Here is a 15,461-nt window from a genome sequence, read left to right on the forward strand (position 1 = left end):
CATATGCGCGGCCAAGTCATTCTGACGATTGTTTCATTGGCCGCGCTCTCCACCGCGGCTTTCGCCGATACGCTGCCGATCAAGGGCAGCTACGGCAACAAGGACGGCTGCGCCTACGCCAAATCGGGCGAAAGCACCGGCTCCGACAACTTCTTCCTGCTGACCTCCGAGGCGATCACCACGGCCGCCTCCTATTGTGAGATCAAGAAGCTCGTGAAGACCGAGGGCAAGAATTTTACGGCCACGGTCTCCTGCCAGGCCGAGGGTGAGGAAGGCGAGAGCGAGGACACGGCGAAGATCACCTCCGGCCCCAAGGGCTATACGATCGGCTTCACCTCGGACGCCGCCATCAATTGGGGGCCGCTGCCGCTATGCAAGTAGCCTCAATCCGGCACGATAGTGTCGAGCGCGGGCAAGAGCACGACGCTCTCCTGCTCGTTGGGATCTGTCCGGGCGATGATCGCCGTGCAGGGCGTGCTGCTCAGATTGGCGGGCAGATGCGGAACGCCGGCCGGAATGTAGAAAAGCTCGCCGGCATGGACGATGACATGGTTCTCAAGGTTGTCGCCATACCACGTGTGCGCCTCGCCGGAGAGCATGTAGATCGCCGTCTCGTGCGCCTCATGCAGATGCGCCTTGGCCCGCACGCCGGGCGGGATCGTCAGGAGATGCATGCAAATGCCCTTGGCGCCGACGGTCTCCGCGGCAATGCCTTCGAAATAGCTGAGCCCCTGCTTGCCGTCATAAGCGTGGCTGGGGCGAACAATGTGGCAGGTGGGCTTTGACTTAGCGTCCATTCTCATCCTCCATGGACTTTGCCGCGGCGTGTGAAACCGGGCGGCAGCATAACATGCAAACCGCGCAGGCGCGGGGAAAACAGGACTGGTAACATCTCGATGCAAGCAGCCTCCGTCGTATCCGCCAAGGATCTCTGTCTCACCTTCCAGACGAATGACGGGCCGGTGCATGCGCTGAGCAACGTCAATCTCGACGTCAACAAGGGCGATTTCGTCTCCTTCATCGGCCCATCCGGCTGTGGCAAGACGACGTTCCTGCGCGTCATCGCCGATCTGGAGAAGACGACATCAGGCGAGATCAGCGTCAACGGCATGACGCCGGAAGAAGCCCGCAAGACCCGCGCCTACGGCTATGTCTTCCAGGCCGCAGCACTCTATCCCTGGCGGACGATCGAGAAGAACATCGCCCTTCCCCTTGAGATCATGGGTTATTCGAAAGCCGACCAGAAGAAGCGCATCTCTGAGGCTCTCGAGCTCGTCGAGCTTGCTGGCTTCGACAAGAAATTCCCCTGGCAGCTGTCAGGCGGCATGCAGCAGCGCGCCTCGATCGCCCGCGCACTCGCCTTCGACGCCGACCTGCTGTTGATGGACGAACCCTTCGGCGCGCTGGACGAAATCGTCCGCGACCATCTGAACGCCGCTCTGCTGAAGCTCTGGGCCCGCACCAACAAGACGATCTGCTTCGTAACCCACTCCATTCCGGAAGCCGTCTACCTCTCCACCAAGATCGTCGTCATGTCCCCCCGCCCCGGCCGCGTCACCGATATCATCGACTCGACGCTGCCGAAGGAACGCCCGCTCGGCATCCGCGAGACGCCGGAGTTCCTGGAGATCGCGCATCGGGTGCGCGAGGGTTTGAGAGCGGGGCATAGTTATGAGTGAGCTGATGTTTGAGGCCGTGGTTACCCCCCTCTGCCCTGCCGGGCATCTCCCCCACAGGTGGGGAGATCGACTCGTGGCAGACTTCGCGCCAAGCATCACCGTTGGAGCGAGCGGGTGCGCCCAGCTAATCTCCCCCCTTGAGGGGGAGATGTCCGGCAGGACAGAGGGGAGTAACCCCACCCTCTTAACTCAGAGGGTATCCGCATGAAACCCGACACCCTCAAGGACAAGATCGTCCCGGTCCTGACCATCCTCGCCGCCCTCGTCGTCATCTGGTACATCGCAGCCGTGTTCATGAACGCGCCGTTCCAGCGCGACATGGATAGCCGCAACAATATCACCCCGACGACATCGGAGTTCATCTCCGCCACGCTCTCCCAGCCGAAGCCGATCCTGCCTGCCCCGCATCAGGTGGCGCAGAACGTCTTCGAAAACACCTTCCTCAGAAAGCTCTCGAGCAACCGCAGCCTCGTCTATCATGCGGGCGTGACGCTCTCCTCGACGGCGCTCGGTTTCGCGCTCGGCACCATGCTCGGCATCCTGATCGCCGTCGGCATCGTCCATATCAGGGCGCTGGACCGCAGCCTGATGCCGTGGATCATCGCCTCGCAGACGGTGCCGATCCTGGCGATCGCGCCGATGGTCATCGTCGTGCTCGGATCAATCAACATCACCGGGCTGATCCCGAAAGCGCTGATCTCGACCTACCTGTCCTTCTTCCCCGTCGCCGTCGGCATGGTGAAGGGGCTGCGCTCGCCCGAAGTCATGTATCTCGACCTGATGCGCACCTATAATGCCAGTGCTGCGCAAACCTTCTGGAAGCTGCGGGTGCCGGCCTCGGTTCCCTTCCTCTTCACCTCGATGAAGGTCGCGATTGCCGCCAGCCTCGTCGGCGCCATCGTCGGCGAATTGCCGACCGGTGCCGTCGCCGGGATCGGCTCGAAGCTGCTCGCCGGTTCCTATTACAGCCAGACCATCGACATCTGGGCGGCGCTGGTTGCGGGTTCCGTGCTGGCGGCACTGCTCGTCGCGATCGTCGGGCTCGCCGCCAAGATCGTCGATCGCGCCATGGGCGGGAGGCCGGCATGAAGTATCTGACGCTTTCCTGGCAAAGCGCGCTGGCGCTGCTCTTCTGTATCGGCGCCATCGTTTCGCTGCCGCTGCTGGCGGACGGCGCTCCCGCCCCGTTCAGCAGCCAGACCACGACGCTTGTCGTCATCATTATCGCCGCCGCAGCGCTGATTTCGCTGACGGCGCTGCCACCGCTCTATTCGGCGACCGTGCTGCTGCTGGCTTCCTTCGACGCCGCCTGGCTGCTGCTATCGGGCATCACCGGCAACGAGGGCATGGCGACGAAAGCCTTCTTCCTGCTGATCGCTGCCGCTTGGCTGCTCGCCTGGCGCTGCGTCACGCTGCTGTCGGATCTGAAACCCCTGTCGAATACGGGCAAATCCTTCCTGCGGCTGTTGATCCCGGCGATCTTCGGCGCCTGGATCCTGATCCTCTGGGAGGCGGCAACGCGCGGCGGCGGCATCCCCTTCGTCATCCTGCCGCCGCCGAGCACCATCGGTGTGCGGATCGCCAATTCTCTGCCGATCCTCGGCGAGGACGTGCGCCAGACGATCTTCAAGGCCGTGCTGTTCGGCTATGTCGTCGGCTGCGCCTCCGGCTTCATCGTCGCGATCCTCGCCGACCGCGTCGCCTTCCTGCGCCGCGGGCTGCTGCCGATCGGCAACATGGTCTCGGCCCTGCCGATCATCGGCGTGGCGCCGATCATGGTCATGTGGTTCGGCTTCGACTGGCCGTCGAAGGCCGCTGTCGTCATCATCATGACCTTCTTCCCGATGCTGGTGAACACGGTGGCGGGCCTTTCCGCCTCCGGCGCCATGGAGCGGGACCTGATGCGCACCTACGCATCCGATTACTGGCAGACGCTGCTGAAGCTCAGGCTTCCCGCCGCCATGCCGTTCATTCTCAACGCCCTGAAGATCAACTCGACGCTGGCGCTGATCGGTGCCATCGTTGCGGAATTCTTCGGAACCCCTATCGTCGGCATGGGCTTCCGCATCTCCACCGAGATCGGCCGCATGAATGTCGACATGGTCTGGGCCGAGATCGCCGTCGCGGCGGTGGCTGGCTCGGTTTTCTACGGCGTCGTCGCCCTTGCCGAACGGGCGGTGACTTTCTGGCATCCGTCTATCCGTGGTGGCTAGGCGTCGCTTTGTTCCCGCAAATGGGATTGGGGCATAACTTCAGAGGGAAAAAAGAAAATGAAGAAGTTGATGGTTGCAATGATGGCGAGCGCCATGTCGCTTGCCGCCGCTAACGCGATGGCGGCCGACAAGGTGACGCTGCAGCTGAAGTGGGTCGCGCAGAGCCAGTTCGCCGGCTATTACGTCGCCAAGGACAAGGGCTATTACGAAGAAGAAGGCCTCGACGTCGATATCAAGCCGGGCGGTCCTGACATCGCCCCGGAACAGGTGATCGCCGGCGGCGGCGCCGATGTCATCGTCGACTGGATGGGCGGCGCCCTGGTTGCCCGCGAGAAAGGCGTTCCGCTGGTCAACATCGCCCAGCCCTACCAGAAATCGGGTATGGAAATGATCTGCCGCAAGGACGGCCCGATCAAGACCGAAGCCGATTTCAAGGGTCATACGCTCGGCGTCTGGTTCTTCGGCAACGAATATCCGTTCTTCGCCTGGATGAACAAGCTCGGCCTGAAGACGGAAGGCGGCGCCGATGGCGTGACCGTGCTGAAGCAGAGCTTCGACGTCCAGCCGCTGCTGCAGAAGCAGGCCGACTGCATTTCCGTCATGACCTACAATGAATACTGGCAGGCAATCGATGCCGGCCTGAAGCCTGAAGACCTGATCGTCTTCAACTACAGCGCCATGGGCAACGACCTCCTGGAAGACGGCCTCTACGCCAATGAGGACAAGTTGAAGGACCCGGCTTTCAAGGAAAAGATGGTCAAGTTCGTCAAGGCCTCGATGAAGGGCTGGAAATACGCGACCGAAAACCCGGATGAAGCAGCAGGCATCGTCGTCGATGCCGGCGGCCAGGACGAAAACCACCAGAAGCGGATGATGGGCGAAGTCGCCAAGCTGATCGGCGACGGCAGCGGCAAGCTCGACACGACGCTCTACGATCGCACCGCCAAGGCTCTTCTCGACCAGAAGATCATCACCAAGGAGCCATCCGGCGCCTGGACGCACGACATCACCGACGCCGCTTCCAAGTAAGCGGAATAGGCGACATCACGGCGAGCGCGCGGAGAGATCCGCGCGTTTTCTGTTTTTTTAACGTCGATTGAAATTATTTGGCGTGCGCGTGTCGCATCTGCCATGTCTCGATCGTCTTCAGATTATACGCTGCGATCAATCATCGGAATGCAAACATAACCTGACGGTGATTGATCTATACGTAAACGGTAATTAATGTGCCGCTCATGGGGAATTGTTTTCTAGCGGTCTTGTACGTCGCGCAAACCGATACCACGTACAAAACCAGATTTGCCGGACCGGGGACTTCTCTGTATGAGAGACGGCAAATGCGGGAATACCTCTGAGTAGTTAGACAGAGACGGGAATGGCCTGTTCGCAAGCTGCAGCATCGCTGCGCCGATTTTGGCCGGACATTTTGACATAATTGGATGACGACGCATGGCACGCACGCTTGAAATACTACGCGCCTCCACCCTTTTGATCGCCATCATGGCGGTATCGCCGGTCTTTGCCCAGGAGGCCGAAACGGCCACCACGAAGCCGAAGCAGAACCTTCCGGCCATCGTCGTCACCACGGCGAAGACCCGCGCGCTCGTCGATCGCGTCGTCGCGACGGGCACCGTCAAGGCCGTCGAGGAAGTCTATATCCAGCCGCAGGTCGAGGGCCTGTCGATCAGCTCGCTGAATGTCGATGTCGGCGACAAGGTCGCTGCCGACAGCACGATCGCCACGCTGAACCCCGATTCCCTGCTGTTGCAGAAGAGCCAGATGCAGGCGACCAAGGCCAAGGGCGAGGCATCGCTTGCTCAGCTTCGCGCCCAGCTGGTCGAAGCCCAGGCCAATGCCTCCCAGGCCCGTCAGCAGCAGGACCGCGCCCAGGAAATGGTCAAGAAGGGCACCGTCTCGACCGCAACGGTCGAACAGGCCGATGCGGCTGCCGCCTCCGCCAATGCCCGCGTCAGCTCCGCAGAGCAGGCGATCGAGGTCGCCCAGGCCGATCTGAAGGTCACCGACAGTCAGATCGCCGATGCCGACCTGAAGCTCGCCCGCACCGACGTGAAGACGCCGGTTGCCGGCACGGTTGCCGCCAAGAACGCCAATGTCGGCGCCATCGCATCCGGAACCGGCGATCCGATGTTCACCATCATTCGCGACAACGATATCGAACTTGTCGCCGAAGTCGGCGAAAACGACATCATGAAGATCCAGCACGGCCAGAAGGCGACGATCTCGCTTGCCGGCAGCCGCGAGAAACTCGCAGGCTCCGTGCGCCTGGTCTCCCCGACCGTCGATCCGACCACCCGCCTCGGCCTGGTGCATATCCTGATCGACGACGACAACAAGGCGCGCTCCGGCATGTATGGCAGCGCCGAAATCATCGTCAACACGGCTGAGAACGTGGCGCTGCCACTGTCAGCGGTGCTGACGACGAACGAGGGCTCGTCCGCCCGCAAGGTCGAGAACGGCGTGGTGAAATTCGCCGCCGTCGAGACCGGCATCCAGGACGGTGCCTTTGTCGAAATCACGAAGGGCCTGAAGGACGGCGAGGAAGTCGTTGCCAAGGCCGGTGCCTATGTCCGCGACGGTGATCACATCACCCCTGTCCGCGAACAGCCTGCTGCTTCCAACTGAGAGACGGCCCGATGAACTTTTCAGCCTGGTCCATCCGAAATCCCGTAGCGCCGCTGCTGCTCTTCGGCCTGCTGCTTTTTGTCGGCATCCAGTCCTTCAACAAGCTGCCGATCACCCGTTTCCCGAATATCGACGTGCCGCTGGTCTCGATCGTCGTGACCCAGAGCGGCGCTTCGCCCGCCGAACTCGAAATGCAGGTGACCAAGGAGATCGAAGACGCGGTCGCCTCGATCACCGGCATCGATGAAATCCAGTCGACGGTGACGGACGGCCAGTCGCAGACCGTCGTGATGTTCCGCATGGAAGTGCCGACCGAGCAGGCCGTGCAGGACACCAAGGACGCGATAGACCGCATCCGCAGCGATCTTCCGGCCAATGTCGAAGAGCCGATCGTCTCCAAGGTCGATGTCGAGGGACAGGCGATCCAGACCTTCGCCGTCTCCTCGCCCGACATGACGCTCGAGGAACTCTCCTGGTTCGTCGACGACACGATCAAGCGCTCGCTGCAGGGCCAGAGTGGCATCGGCCGCGTCGACCGTTACGGCGGCGCCGAGCGCGAAGTGCGCATCGAGCTTAACCCCGACAAGCTGAACGCCTATGGCATTACCGCGGCCAGCGTGAACCAGCAGCTGCGCGGCACCAATGTCGACCTCGGCTCCGGCCGCGGCCAGGTGGCAGGCAGCGAGCAAGCGATCCGCGTCCTAGGCGACGCCCGCAATGTCGCGGAGCTTGCCAACACCACGATCGCGCTGCCGAACGGCCGTTTCGTCAAGCTGACCGATCTCGGCGCCATCAAGGACACCTATCAGGAGCCGAAATCCTTCTCGCGCTTCGACGATACGCCTGTCGTGACCTTCGGCGTGTTCCGCTCCAAGGGCGCCAGCGAAGTCAGCGTCGCCGAGACCGTGGCGCAGAACCTCGACAAGGTGCGGGCCGAGAACCCGAATGTCGGCATCGAGCTGATCAACGATTCCGTCTATTTCACCTATGGCAATTACGAAGCCGCCATCCACACGCTGCTCGAAGGCGCGCTGCTGGCCGTCATCGTCGTCTTCCTGTTCCTGAGGAACTGGCGCGCAACGCTGATCTCGGCGATCGCGCTGCCGCTGTCGGCGATCCCGACCTTCTGGATCATGGACCTGATGGGCTTCTCGCTGAACCTCGTCAGCTTCCTGGCCTTGACGCTGGCGACGGGTATTCTCGTCGACGATGCGATCGTCGAAATCGAAAACATCGCCCGCCATATCAAGATGGGCAAGACGCCATACCGGGCGGCGATCGAGGCAGCCGACGAAATCGGCCTCGCCGTCATCGCCACGACGTTTACGATCATCGCGGTCTTCGTGCCGGTGTCGTTCATGCCCGGCATTCCGGGCCAGTACTTCATCCAGTTCGGTCTGACCGTCGCCTTCTCGGTGTTCTTCTCCCTTGTCGTCGCGCGTCTGATCACGCCGATGATGGCCGCCTATCTGATGCGCGCCGAAGACGGCCAGGAGGATCATCACGATAACGACGGCGCCTTCTTCCGGGGCTATACCCGGCTGATCCGCGCCACCACCGGTCACTGGTGGAGCCGGTATGCGACGCTGATCGCCGCCATCGGCTTCCTCATCGGATCGGTCTTCCTGCTGTCGCAGGTTCCGGGCAGCTTCCTGCCGCCGGAAGACGCTTCGCGCATCGTGCTCTCCGTCGAGCTGCCGCCGAATGCGACACTCGATGACACTGACAAGACCAGCAATGCGATCTATGAGCGCGTCAAGGATATCGACGGCGTCGAAAGCGTCTTCGTGCTCGGCGGCGCTTCGCCGAAGGGCGATCTCGAGCTGCGCCGCGCGACGATCACCCTGTCGCTCCACAAGCTCGATCAGTCGCTGGTCAAGAAGCTGGTCAACGACGTGCTCGGCTCCATCCCGGTCATCGGTCCGCATCTGCCGAAGGTCGAGGTTCACGGCCGCGTCCGTCCGCAGTGGGATATCGAAAAGGAAGTCTTCGCCAAGGTGAAGGACATTCCTGACGTTCGCATCCTCAAGCTCAACGACCGCGGCGAACGCGACCTGTCGTTCAACTTCCTCTCCAAGAACGATCAGGACCTCAACGAGGCCGTCGGTCTTCTGGAATCGAAGCTGCGCGCCGATCCGCTGCTCGCCAATGTCAGTGCCGATGGCGCCCTGCCCCGTCCGGAACTGCAGGTCCGCCCGCGCAAGGATCAGGCCGCCCGTCTCGGCATCACGCCGCAGCAGATCTCCGAGACCATCCGCGTCGCCACCATCGGCGACGTCGATGCCGCACTCGCCAAGATCTCGCTCGACGACCGGCAGATCCCGATCCGCGTCCAGGCATCGCTCGACATGCGCCGCGACCTGCAGGCGATCCGCGCCCTGAAGATCCAGACCGCCAGCGGCGGCAGCGTGCCGCTCTCGACGGTCGCCGACATCGACTATTCGGAAGGTGTCAGCTCGATCAAGCGCAACAACCGCTACCGCGTCGTGGCCATCGGTTCCGACCTGCCGCAGGGCGTGGCGCTGGATACTGCTTCGGCCCGCTTCCTGGAGATCGTCAAGGACACCAAGATCCCGTCCACGGTGCAGCTCGTCGAAAGCGGCGACACCAAGGTGCAGAAGGAAATGCAGCAGAGCTTCGTCAACGCCATGTTGATGGGCCTGATGCTGGTGCTTGCGGTGCTGATCCTGCTCTTCAAGAACGTGATCCAGCCCTTCACCATCCTGTTCTCGCTGCCGCTGGCAATCGGCGGCGTGGCAGTCGGGCTGCTGGTCACCAACAATCCGCTGTCGATGCCGGTTCTGATCGGCATCCTGATGCTGATGGGCATCGTCACCAAGAACGCCATCCTGCTCGTCGATTTCGCCATCGAGATGCGCCGTCACGGCCTGTCGCGTGTCGAAGCCATGGTGGAGGCCGGCCGCAAGCGTGCCCGCCCGATCATCATGACCTCGATCGCCATGTCGGCCGGCATGCTGCCGTCAGCCATGGGCGTCGGCGAAGGCGGCTCGTTCCGCGCGCCGATGGCGATCGCGGTCATCGGCGGCATCATCGTCTCGACAGTGCTGTCGCTCGTCGTCGTCCCCTCCTTCTTCCTGATCATGGACGATCTCTCCCGCCTGCTCGGCTGGATGTTCGGCCGCCTCGTCGGCAAGAAGGATGTGGAAGAGCCCACCTTGTCCCGCGAGGAACTGACCGAAGCCGTCGGTTCGCTCAAGGACCGGGTGAGCGCGATCGAGAACCCGGAAGCCAAGCAGAAGAACGCCAACAGCAACGGCAAGAACGTCTTGCGCCTGCCGCCGTTTGCGGCAGAGTGAGCTTCGCTACAGAAAACAAAAGGCCGGGCTCGACGCCCGGCCTTCTTGTTTGCGGGATGGCGCACAGACCACCACGTTTCCCTCATCCCTGTGCTCGTCACAGGGATCCAGCCGGCCCAAGTTCTTGGGCCGAAAAGACTCTTTCCGCCACGCAGACGCGCGGCGACTGGATTCCTGTGACAAGCACAGGAATGGGAGCATTTTGGTTGCCGCCCCTCACACCTCCTCCACCCGCAACTGCGCCACCTGCTTCTCTCCGCCGTTGAGATAGGAGGCAATCAAATGCCCCGCCGAAACGGCAGCGACACACAGCATCACCGAGGCGGCGATATTCACCCCTGCCCGCGTCATGGCGCCCGAGCGGATCAGATCGAGCGTCTGCAGGCTGAAGGACGAGAAGGTCGTGTAGCCGCCGCAGAGACCGATCATCACGAAGAGCCGCATGTTCTCCGACACCGGAAAACGGCCATGCGCCAGCGTCAGCGTGCCGAACAGGCCGATGATGAACGAGCCGGTGATGTTGATGATGATCGTGCCCCAAGGCAGGTTGCCGCTGATCGGCGCCGCCAGGACCGAGATCAGATATCGCGCCAGGGTGCCGAGAGCGCCTCCGGCCATGATGATCAAGCAGGTATAGAGTGACATGCACGCCTCATTATATCGGCGGGCAGTAGACACACTCCCACCGTCGATTGAAATCGCGGTAGGAGTCATCAGCCATCACGGCGGTTATCGGGGGCACTCCATCCCCATCGCGAACACGATAATCGCCGGAGGCCGGAGATGCAACAGGCTCAGGCTGCGTCACTTTGCATCGCTGTGGCCGCGTCTGGCCACAGCGTCCATATCACCTGCCGGAACGTATCAGGCCGAAAAGCCGCCATCGGCGACAATCTCGGCGCCGGTGACGAAGGCGGCGCCAGGGCTTGCGAGATAGGCGACGACGCTGGCGATCTCGTAATCCTTACCGTAGCGGCCAACGGCGATGCCGGGACCGACGATCTGCGAAATCGGTCCGCCATCCGGGTTCATGTCGGTATCGGTCGGGCCGGGATGGACGGTGTTGACGGTGATCCCCTTCGGCCCGAGATCGCGAACCAGGCTGCGATTGAACCCGGCGACGGCGCCCTTGGTCAGCGTGTAGAGCGACGCGGTCGGAAAGGCCGCGTAGCGCACCATCGACGAGCCGATATGAATGATGCGGCCGCCGGGCTTCATCCGGCGCACAGCTTCCTGTGTCGCCACGAACATGCCGGTGACGTTGACGGCAATCATCCGTTCGTAATCCGAAAATGTCGTCTCCTCGATGGCGCCGCCGAGCGCGATGCCTGCATTGTTGACGAGAATGTCGATCGCGCCGAAGGCTTCCCCGGTCTTTGCCACCGCGGCCCGCACCGCAGCGGGTTCGCCGGCATCGGCCTGGATTGCGATGGCTCGTCCGCCACCAGCCTCGATATCCTTGACGACAAGCGCGGCGCGGTCGGGCGAGGCATGGTAGGTGATGGCAACCGCCGCCCCATCCGCCGCCAGCCGTCTGGCGATGGCAGCGCCGATCGAGCGCGAGCCACCGGTGACGAGTGCTGCCTTGCCTGACAGGGGTTTCGATAGATCGGTCATTTCCTGAACTCCAGTTTTGTTTCGATGGAGTGGAATATGGCCAGTCTATTCCATTGCGATTAGCGGGTAATGGATTTAATAAATTTCAAACAATCGTTGAAAGTGAAGAGATGGAATCTCTGATCAACCTGGAATCCTTCGTCAGGACGGCGGAGCTCGGCAGCTTTTCCGCCGCGGCGCGACGGCTGGCGGTGACGCCTGCTGCCGTCAGCCGCAACGTCGCCGTGCTCGAGGCAAATCTCGGCATCCGGCTCTTCCAGCGCAGCACCCGCAGCCTGACGCTGACCGAAGCGGGCGAGCGCTTTCTGCAGGCGATCGGCGACAATCTCTCCGGCCTGCAGAACGCCATCGCTTCGGCGGCATCAGATGAAGCGGCGCCTTCGGGCACGTTGAGAGTGAGCATGAGCCCGACGCTCGGCATCGGCTATATCCTGCCGTTGCTGCCGGATTTCCTGACGCGCTATCCGCTGATCCGGCCGGAATGGATGTTCGAGAACAGGCAGGTCGACCTGATCGCCGAGGGCTATGATGCGGCGATCGGCGGCGGCTTCGAACTGGCGCCGGGCGTGATCGCCCGCACCCTTGCCCCTGCCCACATCATCGCCGTCGCTTCCCCCGCCTATATGCGTGGGAAATCGCCACCCGAGGAACCGTCGGACATGGCCAGGCTCGACGGCATCGTCATGCGTGCCAACCGCACCGGCAAGATCCGCCTGTGGCAGATGCGCAACGTCGCCGGCGACGAGCAGACGGCGGCGCCCAGAGAGCGGGTCGTGGTCGACGATCCGGCAGCCATGCGCGAGGCCGCGCTGATGGGCATCGGCGTGGCGATGATCGCCAAGCCGGACGCGCTGCCGCATCTGGAACGTGGCGACCTCATCCGTGTTGTCCCGCGATGGTATGTCGATGCGGGACCGGTCTCGATCTACTATTCGGGCAGGAAACTTCTGCCGCTGAAGACCCGCGTCTTCATCGATTTCGTTCTCGAAGCCTCGCGGCGGGAAAACTGGGCAGAACGCTTCACCGGAAGCCTCGGCGAGCATGGCCCCTGACGCTTCCGCGTCAGAGCCCGCCATGCTCCTTGAGGAAGCTGACAATCGAGCCGATACCATCGCCGCGTTTCATGTCGGAGAAGACGTAGGGACGGGTTGCCCGCATGCGCGTCGCGTCGCGATCCATCACATCCAGATCGGCACCGACATAGGGCGCCAGATCCTTCTTGTTGATGACGAGAAGGTCCGACTTGGTGATCCCAGGCCCGCCCTTGCGGGGGATTTCCTCGCCCTGGCAGACGGAAATCACATAGATCGTGATATCGGCGAGGTCAGGCGAAAAGGTCGCCGCCAGATTGTCGCCGCCGGACTCGATGAAGACAACATCGAGATCGGGAATGCGCTGGTTCAGCCCGGCGATCGCCTGCAGATTGATCGTTGCATCCTCGCGGATGGCCGTATGCGGGCAGCCGCCGGTCTCGACGCCGACGATGCGGTCCGACGGCAGCGCCTGCATGCGCATCAGCGCTTCGGCATCCTCGGTCGTGTAGATGTCGTTGGTGACGACGGCGACAGAATAATCGTCACGCATCGCCTTGCAGAGCTTCTCCGTCAGCGCCGTCTTGCCGGAGCCGACAGGCCCGCCGATGCCGACGCGGAGAGGTCCGTTTCTCGATTTCATAGATGTCACTCCAATTCACCCGATGATAGCGCCCGGCCATCACGCCTGCCACCGGCAAATGACGCAGATGCCTGCCTTACGAGCGGAAAAGTCTGGTGCTCTGGGTCTCGTGCCGCAGCGTCGAGATATCGGCCTGAACGGCCGCCGAACCGAGATCGTCGGTCGTCGCGGCCGAGGCCTTTCTGGCGATCTTGGCAATGACAGGCTCGAGCTTCGCCAGTATGCCGACACCATCCTTCTGACCGCCGACACCGAGGCGGATACCGGCCGAGACGGCCTGCGAGACATAGGCATGCAGGAAAGCGGCCAGCGCCTTGTCGAGCGCAACATCATGGGCGCCCGCGATGGCGCCGACGGCAACGGGATAGGCCACCTGCTGCGGCAGCCGCTCAAAAACAGGGTCCGGCCAAGCCCGCGCTGCGGTGAGGAAGGCATCGCCGAGCAGCATCGTTTCCTGATGCCGTTCCCGAGAGCCGGCGAGCGCTTCGGCAAGTGCGGCGAGATCGCCGATCGCAGCCGCATCGCCCTGCCCGCGCCAGGCAGCGGAAAAGATCACGGCATCGTTCCAGATGCCGCCATGGGTCAGCAACGTCGAAATCCACGTCTCGAGGCCCGCGGCATCGGTGACGAGGCCGTCATGAACCGCGCGCTCCAACCCGCCCGAATAGGCGAATGAGCCGACCGGGAAGGCCGGCGACAGCCACGCCATCAGGCGCAGCAGCGCCTGGAGATCATCCGCTTGCGTCATCGCCGCTCAGTCGTGAGAGTGATGGTGTCCGTCACCATGCTTGTGGTCGTGATCATGATGGTCATGATCGTGGTCGTGGCCATGCTTATGGTCATGGTCGTGACCATGATGATCGCCGTGATCGTGACCATGGTGATCGTGACCGTGGCTGTGATAGGCGCCGCGGGCAGGCTGGAAGGGCTCGGTGACTTCGAGAACCAGCGCGCCAAGGCCCTGCAGCATGGTGCGGATCACGTGGTCGCGCAGGATCAGGATGCGATCGTCCTCGATCTGCGCGGCCAGATGCCGGTTGCCGAGATGCCAGGCAAGCTCGATCAGGTGGACGCCATTCTTGCCGCGGATTTCGAACAGCTTCTCGTCCGCCGCCAGGATTTCGATCAGCTCGCCATCGTCGCGCACCAGAAGGTCCCCATTGGCGAAGAGCACCGGATCCTTGAGGTCGAGCATCACCATGCCGCCACTTTCCAGATGCAGCAGCTTGCGGCGCAGGTGGCGCAGATCGTGCGGCAGCTTCACCTGCTCGATCGGGTGGGAGGACGGCGTGCCGGCGGGGAGATAGGATGTTACGCGTTGCATGGGACTTATCCATTTTGCAGAGACCGTGACCTTGCAAAATAGCGGGCGGCGGCGCAAGCGCCAATCCCGCCCGGGGAGTGGCTAAATGCCGTAGGCGCGCTGCGCGCCGTCATAGCCGGCATCGTCGTCGCCCTGAACGGCAAGACCGTTCTCCACCAGGCGGCTGTGCCAGGCGTGGTGCAGACCTTCGCTCTCGTGGACGACGCGGTTTCGCCCGAGCGCCTTGGCGAGATAGAGCGCCTTGTCGGCCGAGGCATAGACCGCCTCCTTGTTCCGTCCCGGCTCGAGGTCGGCGATCCCGGCCGAGATGGTGATCGGCACGGTGCAGCCGTCGGCAGTGATCGGCTGGCAGGCGATCTGCGTTTTCACCTGCTCCACGCGCTCGAGCCGCGCCGCCAGCGGAAAACCGGTGACGATGACGCCGAATTCCTCTCCACCGAGGCGCGCGACCACCGAGCTGTCGTTGAAGGCCGTCGCCAGGATTGCCGAGATGGCGATGATCACGGCGTCGCCGCAGGCATGGCCGAAGCGGTCGTTGATCGCCTTGAAGCGATCGACGTCGAAGATGACGAGCGACGCATCGGCTTCAACCGTTGCCAGCGCCTCGGTAAAGGCGCGGCGGTTCAGCAGGCCTGAGAGCATGTCGGTGCGGCTGAGCTTTTCGAATTCCGCCCGCGAGATCGTCAGGTGATGCAGCGCAAAGCCCGCGATCAACGACAGGAGACCACAGGCCGCCCCGCCGAACAGCCATGAAAACACGATCCCGAGGCTCAGCGAATGGGCAAGCGACAGCGGCAGCAAATCGAAGAAGGAAAGCGGCGGCAGCACGATCAGCATGATGACGGCGGAGAGGATGATGGCGGAAAAGCTCATCTTCAGCGCGAAGCTGAAAATGGTGCCGCGATGCTGAAAATTGCCGAGCCCCATCTGGAGYATCATCCAGTTTTTCATGCGAATCGACCTCCAGCCCCGGCACCCCATGGCATTTGATTAG

Annotated in this window: 15 protein-coding genes and 1 riboswitch; of the genes, 8 read left to right on the forward strand and 7 right to left on the reverse strand. The window is 62.7% G+C overall.

All coding sequences use genetic code 11. From position 1 onward, the window contains the following. The first annotated feature begins 3 nt into the window (after positions 1-3). Positions 4-381: a hypothetical protein gene (locus AC1DIJ_RS22960; protein ID WP_112390465.1), complete on the forward strand. Its 378-nt coding sequence runs from the start codon at positions 4-6 to the stop codon at positions 379-381. A gap of 2 nt (positions 382-383) precedes the next feature. Here AC1DIJ_RS22960 and AC1DIJ_RS22965 read toward each other — a convergent pair whose 3' ends face one another. Then, positions 384-797, reverse strand: coding sequence for a cupin domain-containing protein (locus tag AC1DIJ_RS22965; RefSeq protein WP_112390442.1), 414 nt, complete (start codon positions 795-797; stop codon positions 384-386). A gap of 99 nt (positions 798-896) precedes the next feature. On the opposite strand from AC1DIJ_RS22965, the gene AC1DIJ_RS22970 reads away from it, so the two are divergent. The 6 genes from AC1DIJ_RS22970 (at position 897) to AC1DIJ_RS22995 (ending at position 9,852) form a co-directional block, all read left to right on the forward strand. Next, on the forward strand, positions 897-1,679 hold the full coding sequence (locus tag AC1DIJ_RS22970) for an ABC transporter ATP-binding protein (protein WP_112390441.1): 783 nt from the start codon (positions 897-899) through the stop codon (positions 1,677-1,679). A 204-nt stretch (positions 1,680-1,883) separates the two neighbouring features. Next, complete coding sequence (locus tag AC1DIJ_RS22975) at positions 1,884-2,768, forward strand: ABC transporter permease (RefSeq protein ID WP_112390440.1); 885 nt, start codon at positions 1,884-1,886, stop codon at positions 2,766-2,768. Beyond that, positions 2,765-3,892, forward strand: a complete 1,128-nt coding sequence (locus AC1DIJ_RS22980; protein WP_112390439.1) for an ABC transporter permease — start codon at positions 2,765-2,767, stop codon at positions 3,890-3,892. The genes AC1DIJ_RS22975 and AC1DIJ_RS22980 overlap by 4 nt, the downstream gene beginning before the upstream one ends. Before the next feature lie 57 nt (positions 3,893-3,949). Continuing rightward, entirely contained in the window at positions 3,950-4,921 is a 972-nt protein-coding gene (locus AC1DIJ_RS22985; RefSeq protein ID WP_112390438.1) for an ABC transporter substrate-binding protein, read from the forward strand. 420 nt (positions 4,922-5,341) lie between these two features. Then, on the forward strand, positions 5,342-6,535 hold the full coding sequence (locus tag AC1DIJ_RS22990; protein ID WP_112390437.1) for an efflux RND transporter periplasmic adaptor subunit: 1,194 nt from the start codon (positions 5,342-5,344) through the stop codon (positions 6,533-6,535). Positions 6,536-6,546: 11 nt separating this feature from the next. Beyond that, positions 6,547-9,852 carry an efflux RND transporter permease subunit gene (locus tag AC1DIJ_RS22995; RefSeq protein WP_112390436.1) on the forward strand — a complete coding sequence of 1,102 codons (3,306 nt, stop codon included), beginning with the start codon at positions 6,547-6,549 and terminating at the stop codon, positions 9,850-9,852. A gap of 216 nt (positions 9,853-10,068) precedes the next feature. Here AC1DIJ_RS22995 and crcB read toward each other — a convergent pair whose 3' ends face one another. Together crcB and AC1DIJ_RS23005 are read right to left on the reverse strand one after the other, a co-directional pair. Further along, positions 10,069-10,497, reverse strand: a complete 429-nt coding sequence (crcB, locus tag AC1DIJ_RS23000) for a fluoride efflux transporter CrcB (protein WP_112390435.1) — start codon at positions 10,495-10,497, stop codon at positions 10,069-10,071. A 52-nt stretch (positions 10,498-10,549) separates the two neighbouring features. Further along, a riboswitch (Fluoride riboswitch) is annotated at positions 10,550-10,612 on the reverse strand. Positions 10,613-10,716: 104 nt separating this feature from the next. Further along, entirely contained in the window at positions 10,717-11,469 is a 753-nt protein-coding gene (locus AC1DIJ_RS23005; RefSeq protein WP_112390434.1) for an SDR family oxidoreductase, read from the reverse strand. A 110-nt stretch (positions 11,470-11,579) separates the two neighbouring features. On the opposite strand from AC1DIJ_RS23005, the gene AC1DIJ_RS23010 reads away from it, so the two are divergent. Next, a complete protein-coding gene (locus AC1DIJ_RS23010) occupies positions 11,580-12,521 on the forward strand; it encodes a LysR family transcriptional regulator (RefSeq protein WP_112390433.1) in 942 nt (313 codons plus the stop codon). A 10-nt stretch (positions 12,522-12,531) separates the two neighbouring features. Here the strand turns inward: AC1DIJ_RS23010 and ureG are convergent, their stop codons facing one another. The 4 genes from ureG to AC1DIJ_RS23030 form a co-directional block, all read right to left on the reverse strand. Continuing rightward, on the reverse strand, positions 12,532-13,143 hold the full coding sequence (gene ureG / locus AC1DIJ_RS23015) for an urease accessory protein UreG (RefSeq protein ID WP_112390432.1): 612 nt from the start codon (positions 13,141-13,143) through the stop codon (positions 12,532-12,534). A gap of 76 nt (positions 13,144-13,219) precedes the next feature. Beyond that, positions 13,220-13,891, reverse strand: a complete 672-nt coding sequence (locus AC1DIJ_RS23020) for an urease accessory protein UreF (protein WP_112390431.1) — start codon at positions 13,889-13,891, stop codon at positions 13,220-13,222. A 6-nt stretch (positions 13,892-13,897) separates the two neighbouring features. Continuing rightward, positions 13,898-14,467: an urease accessory protein UreE gene (locus AC1DIJ_RS23025; RefSeq protein WP_112390430.1), complete on the reverse strand. Its 570-nt coding sequence runs from the start codon at positions 14,465-14,467 to the stop codon at positions 13,898-13,900. A gap of 81 nt (positions 14,468-14,548) precedes the next feature. Then, complete coding sequence (locus tag AC1DIJ_RS23030) at positions 14,549-15,418, reverse strand: GGDEF domain-containing protein (RefSeq protein WP_477831560.1); 870 nt, start codon at positions 15,416-15,418, stop codon at positions 14,549-14,551. Positions 15,419-15,461 lie beyond the last annotated feature (43 nt).

It is taken from the genome of Rhizobium sp. 10N427, assembly GCF_056394605.1.